Source organism: Rhizobium sp. K33, from assembly GCF_056501445.1.
This window is the reverse complement of sequence record NZ_CP096478.1, coordinates 1,454,753-1,475,978: the sequence shown is the minus strand read 5'-3', so window position 1 is coordinate 1,475,978 and position 21,226 is coordinate 1,454,753. Positions and strand designations below refer to the sequence as shown.

Sequence of the window (21,226 nt, the reverse complement as noted above, 5' to 3'; positions counted from 1 at the left end):
TTGCCACCTCCTATGCCACACGTTATAGCATAACGCAACTTAGGTAATAGTATTACATCACCATCCTCAGGAGCATTACATGACCAGCTATCGCCTCGGACTGGCTGCCTCGACGGCGTTCGTATTCCTGTCGCCCGCCTTCGCCATGGCGGCGGCTCCGGATGTCGTGGTCTCGATCAAGCCGATCCACTCCCTCGTCGCCTCGATCATGAAGGGTGTCGGCGAGCCCAGTCTGATCGTCGAAGGTGCCGCCTCCCCGCATACTTACACGTTGAAGCCGTCCAATGCGCAGGCGCTCGAAAATGCTGATGTGGTCTTCTGGGTCGGCCCGGGGCTGGAGGCCTTCCTGGACAAGCCGCTTGAAGCTCTGCCGAAGAAGGCGAAGGTGGTGGAGCTCGAGGATGCACCGGGACTGACCAAGCTGCCGTTCCGCGAGGGGGGCGCCTTCGAGGCGCATGACCATGGCGAACACGAAGAGCACGCCGAAGGCGAGCATGCACATGAGCACGAAGATCATGCCAAGGCGGACGCAGCCGAAGCCGGTCATGATCATGCGCATGAAGAGGGCCATGACCATGCCAGCGAGGAGGCCGGGCATTCCCACGAAGGCCACGAGCACGAAGAAGCGGGTCATGATCATGGCGACCATGACCACGAGCATGGCAGCTTCGACATGCATCTGTGGCTCGATCCCACCAATGCCAAGGCCATGGCAGCCGAAATCACCCGCAGCCTTGCCGAAGTCGATCCTGCCAACAAGACTGCCTACGAGACCAATCTCAGCGCCGTGAATGCGCAGATCGACGCACTTGACGCGGAAATCGCAGCTCAGCTGAAACCAGTGCTCGAAAAGCCCTTCATCGTCTTCCATGACGCCTATCAGTATTTCGAGAAGCGCTACGGCGTACGTGTCGCCGGTTCGGTGACGGTTAGCCCGGAAACAATGCCGGGTGCCGAACGTCTGTCGGATATTCACGCGAAGATCGAGGAACTCGGCGCAGCCTGCGTCTTCGCCGAGCCGCAGTTCGAGCCGAAGCTGATCGGCGTCGTGACCGAGGGTACCGAGGCGAAGTCCGGCGTGCTCGACCCGGAAGGCGGGGCACTCGATGCCGGTCCGGATCTCTATGGTCAACTGATGCGCAATCTGGCGACTTCGATGAGCACCTGCCTGTCGCAATAACCAAATCCCTCCCCCGGGCGAAGAAGGCGGGACCTCGGTTCCGCCTTTTTCAGATGGGCGAATGTAATGTTATTACATAAATACGGAGTTCATGATGCAGAAGCTGCCTGTTACCGTCCTCTCAGGATTTCTCGGCGCTGGAAAGACCACGCTGCTCAACCACGTGCTGGCCAATCGCGACGGATTGCGCGTCGCGGTGATCGTCAACGACATGAGCGAGGTGAATATCGATGCCGCATTCGTGCGTGGCGGCGATGCGGCTCTGTCGCGGACGCAGGAACAGCTGGTCGAGATGAGCAATGGCTGCATCTGTTGCACCCTGCGCGACGATCTCCTGAACGAGGTGCGAGGGCTCGCCGAGCAGGGTCGGTTCGATTATCTGCTGATCGAGGCGACGGGCATTGCCGAACCCCTGCCGATCGCGACCACCTTCGACTTTCGCGACGAAGACGGGCGTAGTCTCTCCGACATCGCACAGCTCGACACCATGGTGACCGTGGTCGATGCCGCCAATCTGATCGGCGACTATTCCTCCAGTGATTTCCTCGCCGATCGCGGCGAAACGGCAGGCGACAACGACAACCGCACGCTCGTCGATCTTCTGGTCGAGCAGATCGAGTTCGCCGACGTCATCATTCTGAACAAGGTGGGGACGGCGTCAGCCGACCAGCTCGATGCTGCCAGAAAGATCATCGCGGGGCTGAACGCTGATGCGCGCGTGATCGAAACCGATTTTGCCGAAGTGGCGCCGAAGGACATCCTGGGAACAGGGCTATTCGATCTCGCCAAGGCCGAAACACATCCGCTCTGGTTCCAGGAGCTGCACGGCTTCCGCGACCATGTTCCGGAAACGGAAGAATACGGCATCCGCTCCTTCGTCTACCGTGCTCGGGCGCCTTTCGACCCCACTCGCTTCCGGGCCTTCCTGGACCGGTCGTGGCCGGGCGTGATCCGCGCCAAGGGTTTCTTCTGGCTCGCCACCCGTCCCCACCATGTCGGAGAACTCAGCCAGGCCGGACCGCTGGTGCGCACGACGAAGATGGGGCTCTGGTGGGCTTCGGTGCCAAAGTCGCGCTGGCCCGACGATGTGGGCTTCATCAATGCGATGGCCCCTTACATGGATCAGGAATGGGGAGACAGGCGACAGGAGATCGTCTTTATCGGCGCGGATCCCATGGACCGAGACGAGATTACCGCGCAGCTTGATGATTGCCTGGTGCAGGCCGAGCGCTTCACGCCGACCGCATGGGAAGGGCTCGCCGATCCTTTCGCCCGCTGGAGCTGACGCTCAGAGCTTCCCGCGTTTTTCAAGTACCGATAAAACGACGGCCGCGCCGGCCTCACCGGCCGGCCGTTCCGTTTCCAGCTTCTGCCAGACCTCGTCGTAACCAGCCAGCATGGCGGTCCGCTGTGGCGTATCGAGAGAAAGACGTTCAGCCCAGCGCACAAGGCTTGCCGGCCTGAGAACATCGTTGAAGTATTCGGGAACGACCGCGTAGTCGGCGATCAGGTTCGGCAAGGCGCCTGTCCAGATCTTGATGCGGTGGCTCAGCATCCGGATGATCCAGTCACCCTTGTAGGTCGATACGACCGGCACATAGACAAGTGCCAGCTCGAGGATAACCGTGCCGGACGCCGCAATCGCCGCGTCGGCCTCTTCGAAGGCCTGCCATTTGGCCGCGTCGCCGACCACGATTTCCGGCCTTGTGGGCCAGTCGCGCGTCATCTCGCGCACACGCGCCTCCTGGCGGGCCACAGTGGGCAGGATGAACCGCGTTTCGCCATTGCGCGTCACGAACTCCTGCATCGCCTCGCCGAAGATCGGAAGCAGTTGCGCAATCTCGCCGCCACGGGAGCCCGGCAACAGCAGGATCGTTTGCTTGCTGCCGAGGGGTCGCGGGCCCCTCGCCTGGCGCGCTTGTCGTACACGTCGGATGTCCGGGTGGCTCGACAGGCGATGGCCGACAAAATAGGTTTCCGGACCACCCAGCCGCTGCATCACCGCCGGCTCGAACGGCAGCACCGCCAAGACGGCGTCGACATAGCTGAGCATGGCCTTGGCGCGATATTCCTTCCAGGCCCAGACGCTCGGGCAAACATAATTGACCACCGGGAGATCCGGGCGCTTGCTGCGCACCTTCTTCGCGACCCGATGGGTAAAGTCCGGGCTGTCGACGACCAGCAGCAGGTCGGGTTCTGCCTTCACGATCGCGTCGGCAGTGATCGAGATCAGCTTGATGAGCCGCGGGAGTTTCGACAGGACCTGGGTGAAGCCCATGATGGAAAGCTCGGAGAAGTCGAAGAGCGACTTCAAGCCCTGTGCTTCCAGGGCGTCACCGCCGACGCCGAGGAGCTCGATCGGGCCGTTGTGCATGACCTTCAGCTGCGCGATGAGATCGGCACCCAGCAGGTCTCCGGAGACTTCGCCGGCTATCACGGCAATCTTCAGCGGTCTGTCGCTCATCAACCTCGCTCCCCGGCCGATCGGTCTATGCCGACGACGAAAAGGCCGGCCGCATCGGCAGCGGCAATGACGGATTCCCGTTCAACAACGAGCGCCCGTCCCGCCTCAACCGCGATACCGGCAAGCCCGGCGGCCTGCGCGTTTGTGACTGTCGATACGCCGATTGTCGGCAGATCGACCCTGAGATCCTGCTGCGGCTTGCACAGCTTGACCAGAACGCCTTTGCGCCGTTTCGAGATCCGTCCCTCCGCGCGCAGACTTGCGACGCGGGCGAGCATGGCGTCGGTACCCTCGACGCCTTCGAGCGCGACGATGCGGCCACCAACGGCCACGGCACCCTGTCCCACGTCAAGCCTTCCCAGAGTTTCGGCCGCATCGGCAGCCCGCTCGATGTCCTTGAGCGCATCGGTATCCGGAGAGACCGAGCCGAGCGGCCCGACGGTTGCAAGCAGTCCCGGCAGGATTTCGTGCGCCCCGAGAACCTCGCAGCCCTGCGCCTCGATCAGGGAAATCACCATGCGCAGAACTGCGTCGTCGCCGCCGGCGAGCAGCGTCTTCAGGGCCATCGGCAGTTTCAGCAGTGATTTAAGGTTGACGCGGATCTCGCCGAAAGCGGGCCGGCGCTTGACCGCACCGGACATGACGACGCGCGTGATCTCATGCTTGCGAAAGAGTGCCGAGAGACCGGCCATATCGCCGACGCCTATGACGGCATTGTCGAAACCCTGCCAGAGATCGTCGGCTTCGTTCTTCAGTCGGAGGATGAACGGATCTTCGCCGGCTTCGCGCGCCGCTTCGGCGAGGAAGAGCGGCAGCTTTCCGCTGCCAGCGATGATCGCAAGGCGACCGTTGCGCGGCAGGCCGTCTCTTTCAGCGGCCGCCGTCATCGGTCAGTTCTTGCCCCGGTTGGGGGACGACAGCGCGCGATCACTTTCCGCCGCGATGAAGTCGAGGATTTCGATCACGGGTGCGCAATCAAGGTATTCGTCACGGATCGCCGCCGCATTGGCACGTGCAGATCCTTCGCTTTCGAAGATCTGCTTGAAGGCCCGGCGAACCTGATGAATGACCGAGCGCTCGATGCCGGCACGAGTCATGCCGACCACGTTCAAGCCGCCGAGAATGCCCGGATTTCCATTCAGCATGCCGTAAGGGATGACATCATAGGCCACCGCAGAGAGGCCACCGATGAAGGCCTGCCGGCCGATACGGGTGAACTGGTGCACGGCGCAACCGCCGCTGAGGATCGCCTTGTCCTCGACGCGGACATGGCCAGCCAGCATCACATTGTTCGACAAGATGATGTCGTTGCCGAGAATGCAGTCATGAGCAACGTGCGAATTCGCAAGAAACAGGCAGTTGTCACCGACCTTGGTGATACCGCCGCCGCCGACCGTGCCGCAGTTCATCGTCACACCTTCGCGCATGGTGCAGTTTGCACCGACGACGAGTTTCGAATCCTCACCAGCCTCGTGCAGACTCTGTGACACGCCACCGATAACGGCCATCGGGTGGATGACCGAACCGCCGCCGATTTCCGTCAGCCCGGTCACAACCGCATTCGAAACGAGTTCGACGCCGCCTTTCAGCGTCACGCGAGGACCGACACGGCAGAAGGGGCCGATCTTGACATTTTCGCCGATCACCGCGCCGTCTTCGACCACGGCCATCGGGTGGATGACGGCGCTTTCGGCGATGAGGCTCATTTCTGATCCTTGCGCATGATCATGGCACCGATATCGGCCTCTGCGGCGAGAACGCCATCCACCTTGGCATCGCAATGGAACTTCCAGATGTTGCCGCGCTGCTTCTGCTTCACGACATGGAACTCGACGCGATCGCCCGGTACGACCGGCTTGCGGAAGCGGGCATTGTCGATGGTCATGAAATAGACGAGGTTGCCGCCCTCACCCTGGTTGCGTGCGCAGATGGCACCGGCGGTCTGCGCCATGCCCTCGATCAGCAATACGCCAGGCATGATCGGGCTCTCTGGGAAGTGCCCGGTGAAATGAGGCTCGTTCGCAGTCACATTCTTGATGCCGATGGCCGAATTGTCCGCGTCGATCTCGATGATCTTGTCCACCAGCAGGAAGGGATAGCGGTGGGGCAGAAGCTTCATGATCTCGAGGATATCAGCCGATCCCAATTCGCTCTTTGAGGTGTCAGTCATTGCTGGCTCCCTTGTCTTTGGCGCGGCCGTCATAGCGGCTCAAGGTGTCGGCCACCTCGCGCAGATAATCCTTCAGCGGGCGGGCCGGAACACCGCCGTATTTTTCACCGGGCGGCACATCAGCCAGGACGCCGCTCATCGCGGCGATCTGGGCGCCATCGCCGATCTTGATGTGGCCATTGACGCCCGCGGCGCCGCCGATCATGACGCCGTCACCAATGACGGTGCTGCCGGCAATGCCAACCTGGCTCACGATGCCGCAGTGACGGCCGATGCGGACGTTGTGGCCGACCTGAACGAGGTTGTCGATCTTGGTGCCCTCGCCGATCACCGTGTCGTCCATCGTGCCACGGTCGATAGTGGTGTTTGCGCCAATCTCGACGTGGTCCTGGATGATGACGCGACCGACCTGAACGATCTTCAGCATTCCACGCGGGCCTGGCGCGTAGCCGAAGCCATCCTGACCGATGCGGGCACCATTGTGGATGATGACATTGTTGCCGATCAAGGCGACCTGAACCGTCGCGCCGCCTGCGATCACGCAGTCCCGACCGATCCGGACCCCGGGTCCAATCACTGCGCCTGGACCGATCCGCGTGCCGCTGCCAATCTCGACGTCGGCACCGATCACCGCCATCGGCTCGATCTCGACGCCGTTTTCGAGGCGCGCCGTCGGGTCGACGAATGCAGCCGGCGACACCTTTGCAGCTTCAGAGGTCATGCGGACGGGCTGCAAGCCCTGCGGATGCAAGAGAGCACCCGCGAGCGCAAAAGCGGTATGGGCACTTTTTGCAAGAAGAACGGGTATATGCGAGGGGATCAGCGATAGCAGCGGCTTTTCGCAGAAGATCGCGGTCGCCTGGCAGGTCGACAGGTCTTCCCGGCTGCGGCGAGAGAGGATGTAGCAGACATCCCCATCCTTGGCGCGCGCCACCGGCGAAACGGATCGAACAATCCGGTCGCCGTGGCTTTCGTCCTGCAATTCCGCCCCCGCGTGCTGCGCAAGCGCAGCCAAGGTCACCCCCGAATGGGGCGGAAAGAAATGATTATGCTCCATCAGCAAACGCTCCAGAACGTCAAACTGTCAGCAGTTCTGGACGGCCAGTCTTAGAACTGGTTCGCCATGCTGAAGCGGAATTCCTGGGTCTCGTCGAAGTCTTCCTTGGCGACCGGAACGGCGTAGTCGACGCGGAGCGCACCGAACGGCGAGTTCCAGACGAGGCCTGCACCGACCGAAGCGCGCAGAGACATGCTGGTGCCCTGTGCACCGGCGTCGCTGGCCAGGTCGCTACCGAAGAGGGTACCAGCGTCAGCAAAGACAGCGCCACGGAAACCGAGATCCTGCGGAACCAGCGGAAGCGGGAAGGTCGCCTCGGCAGACGCCGAGAAGTAGGTCGTACCGCCAATAGCGTCGCCCTCAAGACGAGGACCAATCCCGCTGTTGTCGAAGCCGCGGATTTCCTTGCCACCGATCTTGAACTGATCGAAGACGTTCAGATTGTCGCCCAAGGCGACAACATGGCCAGCCGAGCCTGCGAGCGAGCCAACGATATCGAACTCGTCCGACAGCGTGTAGAACATGCGGGCGCGGATATAGGCCTTGTAGTATTCGGAGTCGCCACCGAGACCGGCATATTCATGCGTGAAGCTGGCGTAGATACCCTCATGCGGGTTCTGACGGTCGTCGACAGTGTTGTAAACGATCGAGTGACCGAGGATCGACTGCTTCCACGTGCTCCCCTGGATCGCATCGATGTACGGATCGGCAATCGTGTCGTCAGCGGTGTCTGCAATTCCGTCCCCACCGAAAGCACCGTCGTTGATGTAGTCGATGGTCTTGTAGGTGTAACGAAGGGTCGTCGCCAGATCTTCGGTGATCGGCGCGGTCACGCGGATCGTGCCGCCCTGCTCTTCGTAGTCGTATTCCGAGTTGCTGCTCGTCGAGCTCTTGAAGAGGTCGAAGCCAGCGGCCAGACGGTAACCGAGGAAATAAGGCTCGGTGAAGGAGAAGTTGTAGGTCTGCGTGTCGTCGAAGCCACCACCGGCAGCGAGACGGATGAACTGACCACGGCCGAGGAAGTTCTTTTCCTCGACGGATGCTTCGAGAACAAGGCCACCGTCGCCGACCGAGTAACCGGCACCGATGCCGAACGAACCGGTCGGCTGGTCCTGCACGTCCACGATCACGACGACGCGGTCCGGCGAGCTGCCGGCCTGGGTCGAGATGTTGACGGAAGAGAAGAAGCCGAGAGCCTCGAGGCGACGCTTGGCGCGCGAGATGGTCTCCTGATTGAAGGCGTCGCCTTCGGAGATATCGAATTCGCGGCGGATGACGTAGTCGCGGGTACGGGTGTTGCCCCGGACTTCGATGCGCTCGACATAGGCGCGCTCACCCTGGTCGACCAGATAGGTCACGCCAATGGTGTTGGTTTCGAAGTTGCGGTCACCACGCGGAACCACGCGTGCGAAGGGATAACCGGCCGAGGATACGCGGCGGGAAATGGCTTCCATCGACTTCTGAATGTCGCGGGCGCTGTAGGTGTCGCCTTCGCGGGTTTCGAGCAGACCCTGAAGCTCAGAACCGTCGATACCGTCAACAGTCGATTCAACGGATACGGCGCCAAACTTGTAGCGCTGACCTTCGTCGACCGTGATGTTGATCGTGTATTCGTTGCCAGCTTCGTTGAGGACGGCCTCGGACGAAATGACGCGGAAGTCGGCATAGCCGTGGTTGTAGTAGAACTGGCGCAGCGCCTCTTCGTCGGCGCGCAGCTTGTCCTCGTTGTAGACGTCCTTGCGGGTCAGGAAGGACAGGATGCCCGATTCCTTGGTCTGCAGAACGGCGGCCAGACGGCCGTCAGAATAGGCGTTGTTGCCAACGAAATTGATCGAGCTGATCTTGGTGCGCTCGCCTTCGTTGATCACGAAAGCAAGGTTCACGCGACCCTCAGCAACCGGAACGACCTGCGTCGTGACTTCAACGTCGCTGCGGCCGATCGCGCCATAGGCTTCACGAATGCGCTGAATGTCGGCGCTGACCAGGCTATCGCTGTACGGACCCTGGGCCTGGGTCTGGACGATGCCCTGCAGCTTGTCGTCCTTGATCTTGCGGTTGCCGTTGAAGACCACCTGGTTGATCAGCTGGTTTTCAGCGACCGTCACCACGAGCGTGCCGCCCGATACGGAGATCTGCACATCGGAGAAGAAGCCGGTGGCGTAAAGACGCTTCACCGATTCATCGATGTCGGCATTGGAGAAAGTCCGACCCGGCTGGATCGAAAGGTTGGAGCGTACAGCCTCGGCACCGACACGCTGAGCTCCGCGTACGTCGATCCGCTGAACCACTGCGGCTTCGGCAGCAACCGCCGATGCGAGAACGGCAATACCTGCGCCCGAAGACACGACACCAGCAGACAGCGCGACCGCCGATACTGCGTTCAAAAACTTTGAACCAGCCTTCATGTGTATACTTTACCTTCTTCCATTGCCCCAAAGTCGGCACCCGACTCCGGCCCGTGTGTGGTTTTAACGGGTTTTACCCTACAAGCAAGTGTGCGAGTTAATTTCTGTTTACTTCATTTCAACGCGTGGCCCAATCGCCACTATCAATTTGAAACAGCGTAAACAAATCCTTTCGCGCGACACAAGCTCCCCGTTAGCCAATCAAACGGCTGATATCGTTCCAGGTGGCAAAAACCATCAGGGACAAGATCATCGCCATACCGATGCGGAAAGCGATCTCCTGTGCGCCCTGACCCATTGGCCTCCCCCGCACTGCTTCAATCGCGTAGAGAACGAGATGGCCGCCGTCAAGAACCGGAACTGGGAACAAATTCAAAAGCCCCAGGGAAACGGAAAGAACTGCTGCCAGATTTAACAGGGCGACAACGCCGAGTGTCGCCATTTCGCCCGACGCCTGCACCACGCGGACAGGGCCACCGAGCTGATCGGCGTTCATGCGTCCGGCGATCATGTTGCCCAGATAATCGAAGGTGCCCGTGACGATATGACCGGTCTGGCGAACGCCTTCCCAAACCGCCTCAAGAGGCGAAAGCTGGACAATGCGAAAATTGCCAGCCTGCTGATCGGTGATGATTCCGATCTGGCCGACCTCCATCTCGTTGCCGAAACGGTCCGTGGTGATGGCGCGCTTCGGGACCAGATCGAAATCCATCTCCTGGCCATCACGACGAACCGTCACTTCGACGGGGATTTCGGGGCGCATGGTGATGTAGCGCACGACATCATCGAAGGTTTCGATCGTGCGGCCGTCCAGGGCCACCAGAACGTCGCCCCGGGCGATGCCGGCGGCTTCGGCGGCGCTGCCTGCCTTGATGTCGGCGACGACCGGGTCGGAGACCGGCTTGCCCATGGTCGCGAACATGCCGGCAAAGATCACGATCGCCAGCAGGAAGTTGGCAAGAGGCCCGGCGGCGACGGTGACGGCGCGCTTCCAGAGCTTGGCGCCGTTCAGTGTCTGGGCCCGTTCTTCCTCGGTCAGTTCCTCGGCCATCGACCCGTCGGGACGGCTTGCCGCATCGGCGTCACCGAAGAAGCGGACATAGCCGCCCAGAGGGATTGCCGAGATTTTCCAACGGGTTCCGTGACTGTCGGTGTAACCGACGAGCTCCGGGCCGAAGCCGACGGAGAAGGCCAGGATCCGGATACCGGACCATCGGCCAGCCAGGTAATGCCCCATCTCATGGATGAAGACCAGGAGGGACAGAATCAGGATGTAGGGCAGGATATATCCGCCGAGAAAACTGAAAACTGCGCTGATGTAGTCCATCTGTCCGTATCCCGATCTCGCTCATGGCGAAGGTTGACGCCGTCGTTGGCCGAGCCCACCCGGTCAATTACAGACCGAAAAGGAAGGCTCCCATGGAGACGACGGCATTGGCACTGCCGGCAGAGCTGCCGACGGCCAAGAAAAACGCGGCAAAACTGGCAAATACAAGGCCGTCAACGCGGTCCATCACGCCGCCATGGCCTGGGATCAACTTGCTTGAGTCCTTCACGCCGAAGCGGCGCTTGATGAAGGATTCGAAGAGGTCACCGATCTGGCTCGAGACCGACAGCGTGAATGCAACGATCCCGACCCAGAGGCCGAGGTCCTGGAAGTGGCTCATGGCCACGAGCAGGCCGCCGACAACACCTGCGACCGTGCCGCCGATTGCGCCGGACCAGGTCTTGCCGGGCGAAATGCGTGGTGCAAGCTTAGGGCCACCGATCGCCCGCCCGACAAAATAAGCCAGGATGTCCGTTGCCCAGACAACGACGAAGACGAATAGCATAGCGATGAAACCGAGCGAATCGTCGCCACGGATCGCCGAGAGCGAAATGGCGCTGAGGCCCGCATAGAACAGGCCACCCGGCTGCCACCAGCTCACCCGCCGCAGCATAGCCGGAATTGCGGAGGTGATCACGAGACCGGCGAACAGGGGCACTGTCAGATCGGCATGACCGAACAGCATGTTGAGACTGATCAGGGCCATCGAGAACCAGCCGAAGGCATGGGCTCTGAGGCTGCCTTCCGGAAGCCGTGTGATGGTCGACCATTCGTAATAGACGAGCAGACCAATTGCGACGGCGACGGTCTTGAAAGCCAGACCGCCCATCCAGGTGGCCGCGAGAACCACGAGGATCATGACGATGGCAGAAACGATTCTGAGCTGGAGCTCTCGCGACATCGTCAAAGTCATGAGCCGACCGCCACGGCTTTGGTCGAAAGACCGCCAAAGCGCCGGTCGCGCGCTGCGTATCGCTCCAGGATGCTGTCAAAGAGTGCCGGCGTGAAATCCGGCCAGAAGTCCGGGACGAACATCAGTTCGGCATAGGCTGCCTGCCAGAGCAGGAAGTTCGACAGCCGCTCTTCGCCACTCGTGCGAATGACGAGATCAGGATCGGGGATCCCGGCCGTATCGAGATAATCGTTCAGCCTCTGCGCATCGATCTCGGACGCATCAAGCCTGCCCGCCTGAACATCCAAAGCCAGACGGGCCGCGGCGCGTGCGATCTCGTCGCGGGAGCCGTAGTTGAAGGCGATGACCAGCGTCATGCCCGTATTGGCCGCGGTCGTTTCTTCCGCCTCGAGCAGCAGCGAGCGAATGTCCTCGCGCAGGTTCACGCGGTCGCCGATGATGCGGATTCGAACGCCGGCCTGATGCAGGTCGGCGAGGTCACGCCGGATGAAAGCCTTCAGCAGACCGAAGAGCTCGTTCACCTCCGATTCCGGACGGCGCCAGTTCTCAGACGAGAAGGCAAAAAGCGTCAGGAATCCAACGCCGGCCTCGCCGGCCGCCTTCACCGTCTCACGGACCGTCTCTACACCCTTGCGATGGCCGAAGGTGCGCGGCAGACCGCGCGCATTCGCCCATCGGCCATTGCCATCCATGATGATCGCAACATGCTGCGGAACGAGGCGATGTTGAACTGTCGACATTGGCGAGGATCCAGGCGGCTTGGAGAGTACGGCGAAGAACGACTCTGCCTTAAACCTGCATGATTTCCTTTTCCTTGTCCGCGAGCAAGCGGTCGACGTCGACAATCGTCTCGTCTGTCATTTTCTGGACCTTGTCGGCGAGCGAACGGCTATCGTCCTGGCTGATGTCGCCATCCTTCTCGGCCTTCTTCAGGCTGTCCATGCCGTCACGACGGACGTGACGGATCGCGACCTTGGCCTTTTCGGCATAATCATGTGCCACCTTGACCAGCGACTTGCGGCGCTCTTCGTTGAGCTCGGGCAGCGGAATGCGCAGGTTCTGGCCATCCACGATCGGGTTCAGGCCGAGATTGGCTTCGCGGATCGCGCGATCGACGGCGCCGACCATGGACTTGTCCCAGATCGAGACACCGAGCATGCGGGGTTCAGGAACCGTGACGTTGGCAACCTGGTTCAGCGGTACGCGCGAACCATAGGCTTCCACCACCACCGGATCCAGCACGTTGGCCGAGGCCCGGCCCGTGCGCAGCGATGCGATGTCGTTCTTGAATGCGTTGATGGCACCGTCCATGCGGCGCTTGATGTCGTTGAGATCAACCCCTGCGGTCATCATGGTTCTCCCATTGCTCTATTGCTCGGCGGCTTACTAGCGCCACCCGTAAAATGATCAGTTGTCGGTAACGATCGTCATGCGTCCGGCGCCGGACAGAATCTCGCCGAACCCGCCCTTCTCGTGGATCGAGAAGACGATGATCGGAATATGGTTTTCGCGGGCGAGCGCCACGGCTGCGACATCCATCACCGCGAGGCCCTTCTGCAGGACTTCGTCATGGGTCAGGCTGTCGAAGCGGGTCGCCGTCGGATCCTTCTTCGGGTCGGCGGAATAGATGCCGTCCACCTGGGTGCCTTTGAAGATCGCCTGTGCGCCGATTTCGGCCGCACGCAGCGCTGCGGCTGAATCGGTCGTAAAGAAGGGGTTGCCGGTGCCGCCGGCGAAGATCACCACCCTGCCCTGCGCCAGATGATGAAGAGCGCCGCGCTGCGAGAAGCTTTCGCAGATTTCCGGCATGGCGATGGCCGAGAGGACGACCGTATCGATGTCGAGCTTGCGCAGCGAGGTGGCGAGCGCCAGCGCGTTGATGACGGTCGCCAGCATGCCCATGTGGTCGCCGGTCACGCGGTCGCCGCCCTTGGACGCGACAGCGACGCCACGGAAGATGTTGCCGCCGCCGACAACGACGCCGACTTCGACGCCCATGCGACGGGCTTCGGCGATGTCACCGGCGATCCGGTCGGCCACTGCCACATCAATCCCGAATCCCTGGCTACCCATGAGGGCTTCGCCGGAAGCCTTGAGGAGGACGCGTTTGAACAATGGCTTGGCTGACATGAAAGCTCCCGAAATCAATTCTGTGCCGGATACACGAAGGGCACCGCGTTGTCACGCGATGCCCGATGTTTTCCCTCGAAGAAGGGTAACGGCAATCAGCCCTTGGCAGCGGCTGCGACTTCGGCAGCGAAGTCGGACTCTTCCTTCTCGATGCCTTCGCCGAGCAGCAGACGTGCCATGCCGGTGACTTCGATCGGAGCGCCAGCTTCCTTCTCGGCAGCCTTGATGGCGTCGCCGACGGTCTGGTCCGGGTTGATGACGAAAGCCTGCGAGAGAAGAGCGACTTCCTCGAAGAACTTGCGCATGCGGCCCTCAACCATCTTCTCGATGATGGCGTCCGGCTTGCCGGAGGCGCGGGACTGCTCGATGAAGACGTTGCGCTCGCGCTCGGCGACAGCAGCGTCGACTTCTTCCGCACGGATGGCGAGCGGGTTGGTCGCAGCAATGTGCATGGCGACCTGGCGGCCGATGGCAGACAGAACGTCCTTGTTGCCGGTCGACTTCAGCGCGACGAGAACGCCGAGCTTGCCGAGGCCGTCAGCAACGGCGTTGTGGATGTAGGTGGCGACAACGCCATCTTCGACGGAAAGCTTGACGGCGCGGCGCAGCGTCATGTTTTCGCCGATGTGAGCGATTGCGTCCTTGATCGTGTCGGTGACGGTCTTGCCGCTGGCCGGATAGGTGGAAGCGCCGATCGCGTCGACAGAACCGTCGGTGCCGATGGCGACAGAAGCCACGCCACGGACGAGGTCCTGGAAGGCGTCGTTGCGGGCAACGAAGTCGGTTTCGGAGTTGACTTCTACGACAACGGCCGAGGTGCCGGCGCCGTTGATGCCGACCAGGCCTTCAGCAGCCGTACGGCCGGACTTCTTGTCAGCCTTGGCAATACCCTTGGCGCGCAGCCAGTCGATGGCGGCTTCGATGTCACCGTTGTTTTCGGTCAGAGCCTTCTTGCAATCCATCATGCCTGCGCCGGACTTTTCGCGCAGTTCTTTTACCAGTGCTGCAGTGATTTCAGCCATTGTGTGCCTCTTGTCTGTTCAGGCGGTCGATCCGTAACCTCAAGGCGACGGAGGGCCGCTGTGTTGGGGACGAAATGTACCCGGATGTATGACAACGTGATGAAGCGGGTCACCACGGAAACAATCGGCCGTCTTCGACGGTGTCTCGCCCGAGGCGAAAGGCATCCGGAAGAACGGAGGCCGCCTGTCGCTCGGGCGAGCACACAGGCGGCCGTTCCCTTAACGGGAGATGCGGCGGAAACCCGCCGCAGAGACGCGATTACGCGTCTGCTTCGGTCTCGAGAGCCGGCTCGATCGGAGCTTCGGCAGAGGCGCCGATGTCACGACCCGAAGCGCCCTGCTGGCGAGCGATGCCGTCGATGGCAGCGCGCGAGATCAGGTCGCAGTAGAGCGAGATGGCGCGCGAAGCGTCGTCGTTGCCCGGGATCGGGTAGTCGATTAGGTCCGGATCGCAGTTCGAATCGATGACAGCAACAACCGGGATGCCGAGGCGCTTGGCTTCGTCGATCGCGATCTTTTCCTTGTTGGTGTCGATGATGAACATCAGGTCCGGGGTGCCGCCCATGTCGCGGATACCGCCGAGAGCCTTTTCAAGCTTCTCGCGTTCGCGCTCGAGGTTCAGGCGCTCCTTCTTGGAGTAGCCGGAAGCTTCCGAAGCCAGGATCTCATCGAGCTTGCGCAGACGGGCGATCGAGTTCGAAATGGTCTTCCAGTTGGTCATCATGCCGCCGAGCCAGCGGGAGTTGACGTAGTACTGGGCCGAACGCTTGGCGCTGTCAGCGATGATTTCCGACGCCTGACGCTTGGTGCCGACGAACAGAACGCGGCCGCCACGAGCAACGGTGTCGGACACGACCTGAAGGGCGCGCGACAGCATCGGAACGGTCTGAGCCAGGTCGATGATATGGATGTTGTTACGATCGCCGAAGATGTACGGCTTCATCTTCGGGTTCCAGCGGTGCGTCTGGTGACCGAAGTGAACGCCAGCTTCCAGAAGCTGACGCATGCTAAAATCAGGCAATGCCATGCCTTTTTCTCCTTTTCCGGTTTAACCCCCGCGAGACAAACAGCAGACCTTTCGGCCTACCACCGGGCGGAAGCGGCAGGATTTCTCCCTGTCGATCCCAAGTCTCGCGTGTGGAATGACGCCGGCCATACAGGTGCGCCGGTCAAAAATCAATAGCGAAAGTGCCGAATTTCCAGCAATTCGGAGCCTTTACTGGCAGTCACTGTCGGGCTTGCCCAGAACTTCCAGCTTCGTCAACTTGCCTGCCAGGACGAAATCGCCGTAGTCGAGCGTCAGATCACGGGTGACCCCGTTTTCATAGAGTTTGAAGGACTGGCTGTAGATCGGCTCCTGATCACCCTTCGTCTTTTCGTCGAAATAGGCAATCGAGACCGGCCAGTAATCCTGCGGCCCGAGAGAGGCGACAGCCTTGGCTTCCGGATCCGTCTGGGCCGACTTCTTCGGCCCGCCGACGATGGTCGTGGTGAGGAACGTCTGGTCGCCGTCCTCGGAGCCGTCGAATATGCGCGATTCGAAGACGCGCTCGCCCTTGCGGGCACGTGCGATCACTTCGAGCATATGTTCTGCGGGAAACCGGCTGTCCGCCAGCTCGATGTCGCGCTTGTCGGGACCTGTCAGCTCGATCTTGACCTTGCCATCGGCTTCGGCAGCCGCACCCTTCACGTCCTTGTCGAGCTGGTCATCGGTGAAGGACTTGTTCTCGAAGCGGAACTTGCCGGCCGCGACGTCTTCGAACGTAGACGAGCGCTGGTCGGTCACGCGCACGCCCTCGCCCACGTCAATGCGGGTGACGAAACGGAACTGGGTGTTGAAGCCTTTGCAGGTCGAACCGCTAAATTCGTAGACCATGCGACCGCGGACGGATTCGATGCCGGAGCGATCGGATGCTTCCTTCAGCACGATGTCATAGACGGCGCGGTGCGGCACGAGGCCAACGGTTGCCGCGGAGGCCGCCTGCCCGGTCGCGCCCACGGCAGCCAGGGCCACGGACGCACGGACCGCCATTCGCAAAGGAAACATCGACACCCTCCTGTTGGACTCGTAAGCGATGTTATAAGAACACATCCGGCAAAAGCGAGACATGCTTTTCGTCGCCACAACTTTCTCAACTTTTATCAACAGACCGGGAATCGACCATGTCCGACACAATCGACGGCCGCCTTGCAGCACTGGGCATCAGCCTGCCGGAAGCCGCAGCCCCTGCCGCCAATTACGTGCCCTATGTGATCAGCGGGAACCTGCTGTTTCTCTCCGGCCAGCTGCCGATTGAAGGCGGAAAAGTGGCAGTGATCGGTCTCGTCGGCGGCGATGTGGCACTCCCGGAAGCGCAGCGCGCTGCGGAACTCTGCGCCATCAACATCCTCGCCCAGGCGAAGGCCGCCCTTTCCGGCGACCTCTCGCGCATCAGCCGTGTCGTCAAGCTCAACGGTTTCGTGGCGTCGGCGCCAGGCTTCGTGGAGCAGCATCTCGTCATCAATGGTGCCTCGAACCTGATCGCCAACGTGCTCGGCGAGGCGGGCAAACATGCGCGCGCTGCGGTCGGCATGGCATCGCTGCCGCTCAACGCGGCCGTGGAGATCGACGCAATTCTGGAGATCACCCGGTGAGCCATATCGACTGGATCAAGGACGTGCCGGTCGCCCATCGCGGCTACCACGACATGAACAAGCAGATCTGGGAGAATACTCTTTCGGCTTTCAGCCGCGCCATCGAGGCAGGGTTCGCGATCGAATGCGACATACAGCTGTCGGCCGACAGCGTGCCGATGGTTTTCCACGACCACGACCTGCAGCGCCTCTGCGGCATTGCCGGTGAGGTACGCGAGCGCACGGCTGCCGAACTGCGGATGCTGTCGATCGGCGGCACCGCCGACAGAATCCCGACGCTTCGCCAGATGCTCGATCTGGTCAAGGGCCAGGTGCCACTGGTCATCGAACTCAAGGGCATCGACGCCGAACAGGATGATGGCTTCGTGGAAGCCGTTCTCGAAGTGCTCGAGGGATACGAGGGCAAGGTCGCGCTGATGAGCTTCGACTTCCATCTCCTGCGTGCGCTGAAAGTTGCCGAATGCCCGTGGCCGGTTGGCCTCACCGCCGAAGGCGTCAAGCCGGACAATCTCGCCGCTCATCGTGAGGCCATGGATCTAGGTCTGGACTTCACCTCCTACTGTGTGGCGCATCTGCCCAATGATTTCGTCACGGGCCTGCGTGAAAAGGGCACACCCGTAATTACCTGGACCGTCAGGGATGAAATCATGCGGGCACAGACCTATAAATATGCAGATCAGATGACATTCGAAGGCTTCGACCCGCGCCAGTCGCCGGCCATCGCCTGACGGGAGATCCATGGCAGACGAGGTGACGATCCGCGTAGTCCGTTCGTTTTCGGAAATCAAACCCGCCGAATGGGAACTTCTCAGTGGAGCCTCCCGTTCCGGGCCTGGCTATAATCCCTTCATCTCGCATGCCTTCCTTTCGGCTCTCGAAGGCTCCGGTTCGGCCACGGCCGAGACAGGCTGGATGGGCCATCATCTGCTGCTCGAACAGGAAGGGCGCCTTCTCGGCGCCATTCCCTGTTATCTAAAGAGCCACAGCCAGGGCGAATATGTCTTCGACTACGGCTGGGCCGATGCCTTCCAGCGTGCCGGTGGCCGCTATTATCCGAAGCTTCAGGCCTCCATTCCCTTTACCCCCGCGACCGGACCGCGACTGCTCGTGCGCCACGGTGAGGATGTCGCGCAAGTCCAGGATCTGCTGGCGCAAGGGCTGCAACAGGTCGCACAAGAACTCGGCACATCTTCGGCGCATGTGACCTTCCTGCCGCAAGGGGAACTTCCTTCCCTCACGGAAGCCGGCTTTCTGCATCGAACGGATCAGCAGTTCCATTTCATCAACCGCGGCTATGCCAATCACGAGGCGTTCCTCGCCGAACTTTCGTCGTCGAAGCGCAAGAACTTGCGCAAGGAGCGGCGCAATGCGCTGGAAAACGACCTCTCGATCGACTGGCTGACGGGCCGAGATCTGACGGAAGACATCTGGGACCAGTTCTTTCGCTTCTACATGGACACCGGAAGCCGCAAATGGGGCCGCCCCTATCTGACTCGACTCTTCTACTCTCTGGTCGGTGAGCGGATGCCGGACGACATTCTTCTGGTCATGGCAAAACGCGAAGGTCGCTATGTGGCCGGCGCAATCAACTTCATCGGTGCGGATGCGCTCTATGGCCGCCATTGGGGCTGCGTCGAGGATCACCCCTTCCTGCATTTCGAAGTCTGCTATCATCAGGCGATCGACTTTGCCCTCGAAAAGGGGCTGTCACGCGTGGAAGCGGGCGCACAAGGCGAGCATAAGCTTGCGCGCGGCTACGAGCCGGTGACCACGCATTCTGCCCATTTCATCACCCATCCGGGGCTGCGCCGGGCTGTTGCCGATTATCTCGAACATGAGCGCCGCGAAGTGGCTCAGGCCGGCGAATATCTGGGCGAGCACACGCCGTTCCGCAAAGGCGAGCGGCAGCTGCGCGAGGGCGAGGAATTCGATGGTTGAGAGCCGCCTTGCGCACTTGAAGCCTTGCCGGCCATGCGGTTAAGTGGCCCGAACAGCTAAGGAGACGACCATGACAGCCTATGAGCCCGACAATATCTTCGCCAAGATCATCGCGGGCACGATCCCGTCGGTGAAGCTCTATGAAGACGAGGACACGCTGGCTTTCATGGACGTGATGCCCCAGGCGCCCGGACACCTGCTCGTCATTCCGAAGGCTGGCTCACGCAACCTGCTCGATGCCGATCCGGCCGTCCTCGCGAAGCTCATGCCAGTCGTGCAGAAGCTTGCCAATGCTGCGAAGGACGCTTTCGATGCAGACGGAGTCTATGTCGCGCAGTTCAACGAGCCGGCTGCCGGGCAGACCGTCTTCCACCTGCATTTCCACGTCATTCCGCGGCACGAAGGCCAGCCGTTGAAGCCGCATGCCGGTGGCATGGCCGATGTCGAGCTGCTGAAAGCGCAGGCGGAGAAGATCAAGGCGGCGCTCTGAAGCGCCGCCACCCGAGGGGATGAAGGGTCGAAGAACAGGCTCAGCCGACGAAGCCGCCCACGACCACCAATGCTGCGATGGCAATCAAGGCCAGCACCATGATCGGGAAGGATCCGGTCGAATCCCAGCCACCCAGTTTTGACGAGCTCTCGCTCAAGTCTTCCGGCAGCACCTTGAAGCGGGGCGGATCACCGTGTTTCAGCTTTCGGAAGCGTACAACCTTGGACATTTCGCTTTCCTCCTGTTGATCGGATACCCGACTTGGGAAGCGAAATGTGGCAATTCCAGCGATCACACGTGTCTGTGAACGCGCCTGATCTCAGAGCCAGAGCAGCCCTGCCCCCAGGATCGCCAGGGGAACGGCGACGCCCACGAGCACGCGCTGCCCGGCCAGAAGGAAGGCTGCAAAGCCAAGGCCGGCGGCTGCAAGCCTCAGCCAGAGCGGCGAGGCTTCCAGCGTGCCTGTCGGGAAAACAACGAGTTTGGCGGTCACCGCCATGACGAGTGCGGTCGCAACCGCCCTCACCCAGTTGAGCGCTTCCGAGCCTTCCTGAAGCCGATTGCCGGCGAGAACGCCGAGCCAGCGCCAGAGATCCGTCGCGAGCCAACCGGCGATGATGATGACGATATAGGGCCAGTAGTCCTGCATCAGACCACCTCCTCCGCCTGCGGAGCCATCTTCTGTTCCTCAGCACTCGCGGAACGCCTGCCCCGACGGATGACGTAGCGATCGAAGAGATAGGCAAGCGTACCGCCGCCCAGACCCGCGATCAGGATATCGAAGCCTGGGACGAGCACGGCCAGCACTGGGCCGGCGACGACGCCGACGACAAAAGCCACCTTCACCACGGACTGGCGGCCCGTCGCCCAGATCGAAGCAATGAAATAGACAGGCGTGAGGAAGAACAGGAGAGCCGCGACGATCGGCGGGAACTGGGCAACGAGGCCATAGCAGATGCCGACCAGGATCGTGTTGATCGTCACCAGCGTGATGCCGAAGCCTGCGAAATAGGCGATGCGCCCTTCCCTCGGCACATCCTTGAACGTGCCCATGGCGAAGACCCAGGCCGTGATCGCCACGAAGTGAGACAGGAAAAGCAGGATCCAAGTGGGCGTTTTTCCGGTCCGCATCTCCGGCACGAGGGACGCCACCATGGGCATCATGCGGATCGACGACAGCGAGACGGCGAGAAAAATCGCGAGAAGATTGGCCCCGCTGGTCATGGTGCCGATCAGGATCATTTTGGCCGGCAGAGCCCAGACTGCGGCCGTCATGAACATGGCCTCGGCCCGGCTGACACCCGATTCGAGCGCGAAAGCCGAAAAGCCGACGAAGGAGATCATCAGGATGATCGCGGGCAGGCTGAAGAGCCCCCGCATGCCGGCGAAAAACCACCGCGTCTTTGAAATATCACTGGAAGCCGAGGTCATTCAAAATTCCGGATCGGCAAAAAGAAAGTGCCGGGCTGACTGCCCGGCACAGGTTTTCTGATCGA

At 61.3% G+C, this 21,226-nt stretch carries 23 protein-coding genes; 6 read left to right on the top strand and 17 right to left on the bottom strand.

The genetic code is table 11. From position 1 onward, the window contains the following. The first annotated feature begins 79 nt into the window (after positions 1-79). Together M1E12_RS07400 and M1E12_RS07395 are read left to right on the top strand one after the other, a co-directional pair. Positions 80-1,180: a zinc ABC transporter substrate-binding protein gene (locus tag M1E12_RS07400; RefSeq protein ID WP_479564228.1), complete on the top strand. Its 1,101-nt coding sequence runs from the start codon at positions 80-82 to the stop codon at positions 1,178-1,180. Positions 1,181-1,271: 91 nt separating this feature from the next. Beyond that, entirely contained in the window at positions 1,272-2,465 is a 1,194-nt protein-coding gene (locus M1E12_RS07395; protein ID WP_479564227.1) for a GTP-binding protein, read from the top strand. Between the two features lie 3 nt (positions 2,466-2,468). Here M1E12_RS07395 and lpxB read toward each other — a convergent pair whose 3' ends face one another. The 14 genes from lpxB to M1E12_RS07325 form a co-directional block, all read right to left on the bottom strand. Beyond that, positions 2,469-3,644, bottom strand: coding sequence for a lipid-A-disaccharide synthase (lpxB, locus tag M1E12_RS07390; RefSeq protein WP_479564226.1), 1,176 nt, complete (start codon positions 3,642-3,644; stop codon positions 2,469-2,471). Next, a complete protein-coding gene (locus M1E12_RS07385; RefSeq protein ID WP_479564225.1) occupies positions 3,644-4,531 on the bottom strand; it encodes an LpxI family protein in 888 nt (295 codons plus the stop codon). The genes lpxB and M1E12_RS07385 overlap by 1 nt, the downstream gene beginning before the upstream one ends. Before the next feature lie 3 nt (positions 4,532-4,534). Continuing rightward, positions 4,535-5,350, bottom strand: coding sequence for an acyl-ACP--UDP-N-acetylglucosamine O-acyltransferase (lpxA, locus tag M1E12_RS07380; protein ID WP_479564224.1), 816 nt, complete (start codon positions 5,348-5,350; stop codon positions 4,535-4,537). Beyond that, positions 5,347-5,814: a 3-hydroxyacyl-ACP dehydratase FabZ gene (gene fabZ / locus M1E12_RS07375; RefSeq protein ID WP_113461235.1), complete on the bottom strand. Its 468-nt coding sequence runs from the start codon at positions 5,812-5,814 to the stop codon at positions 5,347-5,349. The genes lpxA and fabZ overlap by 4 nt, the downstream gene beginning before the upstream one ends. After that, entirely contained in the window at positions 5,807-6,871 is a 1,065-nt protein-coding gene (gene lpxD, locus M1E12_RS07370) for a UDP-3-O-(3-hydroxymyristoyl)glucosamine N-acyltransferase (RefSeq protein WP_479564223.1), read from the bottom strand. Before lpxD ends, fabZ begins: the two co-directional genes overlap by 8 nt. A gap of 50 nt (positions 6,872-6,921) precedes the next feature. Next, positions 6,922-9,276, bottom strand: a complete 2,355-nt coding sequence (gene bamA / locus M1E12_RS07365; RefSeq protein WP_479564222.1) for an outer membrane protein assembly factor BamA — start codon at positions 9,274-9,276, stop codon at positions 6,922-6,924. A gap of 193 nt (positions 9,277-9,469) precedes the next feature. Next, positions 9,470-10,603 (bottom strand): RIP metalloprotease RseP, encoded by a 1,134-nt coding sequence (gene rseP, locus M1E12_RS07360; RefSeq protein WP_479564221.1) that lies wholly within the window; start codon positions 10,601-10,603, stop codon positions 9,470-9,472. A 67-nt stretch (positions 10,604-10,670) separates the two neighbouring features. After that, the gene (locus M1E12_RS07355) at positions 10,671-11,504 is read right to left on the bottom strand and encodes a phosphatidate cytidylyltransferase (protein WP_479564847.1); all 834 of its coding nucleotides are present in this window, start codon (positions 11,502-11,504) and stop codon (positions 10,671-10,673) included. Positions 11,505-11,512: 8 nt separating this feature from the next. After that, positions 11,513-12,256: an isoprenyl transferase gene (locus tag M1E12_RS07350; RefSeq protein ID WP_479564220.1), complete on the bottom strand. Its 744-nt coding sequence runs from the start codon at positions 12,254-12,256 to the stop codon at positions 11,513-11,515. Between the two features lie 49 nt (positions 12,257-12,305). Then, on the bottom strand, positions 12,306-12,866 hold the full coding sequence (gene frr, locus M1E12_RS07345) for a ribosome recycling factor (RefSeq protein WP_113461229.1): 561 nt from the start codon (positions 12,864-12,866) through the stop codon (positions 12,306-12,308). Between the two features lie 57 nt (positions 12,867-12,923). Next, positions 12,924-13,646, bottom strand: coding sequence for a UMP kinase (gene pyrH, locus M1E12_RS07340; RefSeq protein ID WP_113461228.1), 723 nt, complete (start codon positions 13,644-13,646; stop codon positions 12,924-12,926). Positions 13,647-13,741: 95 nt separating this feature from the next. Beyond that, positions 13,742-14,668, bottom strand: a complete 927-nt coding sequence (gene tsf, locus M1E12_RS07335) for a translation elongation factor Ts (protein WP_479564219.1) — start codon at positions 14,666-14,668, stop codon at positions 13,742-13,744. Positions 14,669-14,927: 259 nt separating this feature from the next. Beyond that, positions 14,928-15,695: a 30S ribosomal protein S2 gene (rpsB, locus tag M1E12_RS07330; RefSeq protein WP_113461226.1), complete on the bottom strand. Its 768-nt coding sequence runs from the start codon at positions 15,693-15,695 to the stop codon at positions 14,928-14,930. A 189-nt stretch (positions 15,696-15,884) separates the two neighbouring features. Further along, positions 15,885-16,700: a cell envelope integrity EipB family protein gene (locus M1E12_RS07325; RefSeq protein WP_479564846.1), complete on the bottom strand. Its 816-nt coding sequence runs from the start codon at positions 16,698-16,700 to the stop codon at positions 15,885-15,887. A 131-nt stretch (positions 16,701-16,831) separates the two neighbouring features. Between M1E12_RS07325 and M1E12_RS07320 the strand changes: the two genes are divergently transcribed. From M1E12_RS07320 to M1E12_RS07305, 4 genes are all read left to right on the top strand, one after another. Next, positions 16,832-17,302 carry a RidA family protein gene (locus M1E12_RS07320; RefSeq protein WP_479564218.1) on the top strand — a complete coding sequence of 157 codons (471 nt, stop codon included), beginning with the start codon at positions 16,832-16,834 and terminating at the stop codon, positions 17,300-17,302. Next, positions 17,299-18,030 carry a glycerophosphodiester phosphodiesterase gene (locus M1E12_RS07315; protein WP_479564217.1) on the top strand — a complete coding sequence of 244 codons (732 nt, stop codon included), beginning with the start codon at positions 17,299-17,301 and terminating at the stop codon, positions 18,028-18,030. Before M1E12_RS07320 ends, M1E12_RS07315 begins: the two co-directional genes overlap by 4 nt. 10 nt (positions 18,031-18,040) lie before the next feature. Next, the gene (locus M1E12_RS07310; RefSeq protein ID WP_479564216.1) at positions 18,041-19,240 is read left to right on the top strand and encodes a GNAT family N-acetyltransferase; all 1,200 of its coding nucleotides are present in this window, start codon (positions 18,041-18,043) and stop codon (positions 19,238-19,240) included. A 70-nt stretch (positions 19,241-19,310) separates the two neighbouring features. Next, positions 19,311-19,730: an HIT family protein gene (locus tag M1E12_RS07305; protein ID WP_479564215.1), complete on the top strand. Its 420-nt coding sequence runs from the start codon at positions 19,311-19,313 to the stop codon at positions 19,728-19,730. A 40-nt stretch (positions 19,731-19,770) separates the two neighbouring features. Here the strand turns inward: M1E12_RS07305 and M1E12_RS07300 are convergent, their stop codons facing one another. The 3 genes from M1E12_RS07300 to M1E12_RS07290 form a co-directional block, all read right to left on the bottom strand. Further along, positions 19,771-19,959, bottom strand: coding sequence for a hypothetical protein (locus tag M1E12_RS07300; protein WP_479564214.1), 189 nt, complete (start codon positions 19,957-19,959; stop codon positions 19,771-19,773). A gap of 90 nt (positions 19,960-20,049) precedes the next feature. Continuing rightward, positions 20,050-20,379 carry an AzlD domain-containing protein gene (locus M1E12_RS07295; RefSeq protein WP_136540643.1) on the bottom strand — a complete coding sequence of 110 codons (330 nt, stop codon included), beginning with the start codon at positions 20,377-20,379 and terminating at the stop codon, positions 20,050-20,052. Beyond that, a complete protein-coding gene (locus M1E12_RS07290; RefSeq protein WP_479564213.1) occupies positions 20,379-21,161 on the bottom strand; it encodes an AzlC family ABC transporter permease in 783 nt (260 codons plus the stop codon). The genes M1E12_RS07295 and M1E12_RS07290 overlap by 1 nt, the downstream gene beginning before the upstream one ends. Positions 21,162-21,226 lie beyond the last annotated feature (65 nt).

Coding starts and splice junctions, on each gene's coding strand:
- bamA (WP_479564222.1), bottom strand. CDS start 9,276: ATGAAGGCTGGTTCAAAGTTTTTGAACGCAGTATCGGCGGTCGCGCTG.
- M1E12_RS07295 (WP_136540643.1), bottom strand. CDS start 20,379: ATGCAGGACTACTGGCCCTATATCGTCATCATCATCGCCGGTTGGCTC.
- M1E12_RS07325 (WP_479564846.1), bottom strand. CDS start 16,700: ATGGCGGTCCGTGCGTCCGTGGCCCTGGCTGCCGTGGGCGCGACCGGG.
- M1E12_RS07300 (WP_479564214.1), bottom strand. CDS start 19,959: ATGTCCAAGGTTGTACGCTTCCGAAAGCTGAAACACGGTGATCCGCCC.
- tsf (WP_479564219.1), bottom strand. CDS start 14,668: ATGGCTGAAATCACTGCAGCACTGGTAAAAGAACTGCGCGAAAAGTCC.
- lpxA (WP_479564224.1), bottom strand. CDS start 5,350: ATGAGCCTCATCGCCGAAAGCGCCGTCATCCACCCGATGGCCGTGGTC.
- M1E12_RS07355 (WP_479564847.1), bottom strand. CDS start 11,504: ATGTCGCGAGAGCTCCAGCTCAGAATCGTTTCTGCCATCGTCATGATC.
- lpxD (WP_479564223.1), bottom strand. CDS start 6,871: ATGGAGCATAATCATTTCTTTCCGCCCCATTCGGGGGTGACCTTGGCT.
- M1E12_RS07310 (WP_479564216.1), top strand. CDS start 18,041: ATGGCAGACGAGGTGACGATCCGCGTAGTCCGTTCGTTTTCGGAAATC.
- M1E12_RS07290 (WP_479564213.1), bottom strand. CDS start 21,161: ATGACCTCGGCTTCCAGTGATATTTCAAAGACGCGGTGGTTTTTCGCC.
- pyrH (WP_113461228.1), bottom strand. CDS start 13,646: ATGTCAGCCAAGCCATTGTTCAAACGCGTCCTCCTCAAGGCTTCCGGC.
- M1E12_RS07400 (WP_479564228.1), top strand. CDS start 80: ATGACCAGCTATCGCCTCGGACTGGCTGCCTCGACGGCGTTCGTATTC.
- M1E12_RS07395 (WP_479564227.1), top strand. CDS start 1,272: ATGATGCAGAAGCTGCCTGTTACCGTCCTCTCAGGATTTCTCGGCGCT.
- lpxB (WP_479564226.1), bottom strand. CDS start 3,644: ATGAGCGACAGACCGCTGAAGATTGCCGTGATAGCCGGCGAAGTCTCC.
- fabZ (WP_113461235.1), bottom strand. CDS start 5,814: ATGACTGACACCTCAAAGAGCGAATTGGGATCGGCTGATATCCTCGAG.
- frr (WP_113461229.1), bottom strand. CDS start 12,866: ATGACCGCAGGGGTTGATCTCAACGACATCAAGCGCCGCATGGACGGT.
- M1E12_RS07385 (WP_479564225.1), bottom strand. CDS start 4,531: ATGACGGCGGCCGCTGAAAGAGACGGCCTGCCGCGCAACGGTCGCCTT.
- M1E12_RS07350 (WP_479564220.1), bottom strand. CDS start 12,256: ATGTCGACAGTTCAACATCGCCTCGTTCCGCAGCATGTTGCGATCATC.
- M1E12_RS07305 (WP_479564215.1), top strand. CDS start 19,311: ATGACAGCCTATGAGCCCGACAATATCTTCGCCAAGATCATCGCGGGC.
- rseP (WP_479564221.1), bottom strand. CDS start 10,603: ATGGACTACATCAGCGCAGTTTTCAGTTTTCTCGGCGGATATATCCTG.
- rpsB (WP_113461226.1), bottom strand. CDS start 15,695: ATGGCATTGCCTGATTTTAGCATGCGTCAGCTTCTGGAAGCTGGCGTT.
- M1E12_RS07320 (WP_479564218.1), top strand. CDS start 16,832: ATGTCCGACACAATCGACGGCCGCCTTGCAGCACTGGGCATCAGCCTG.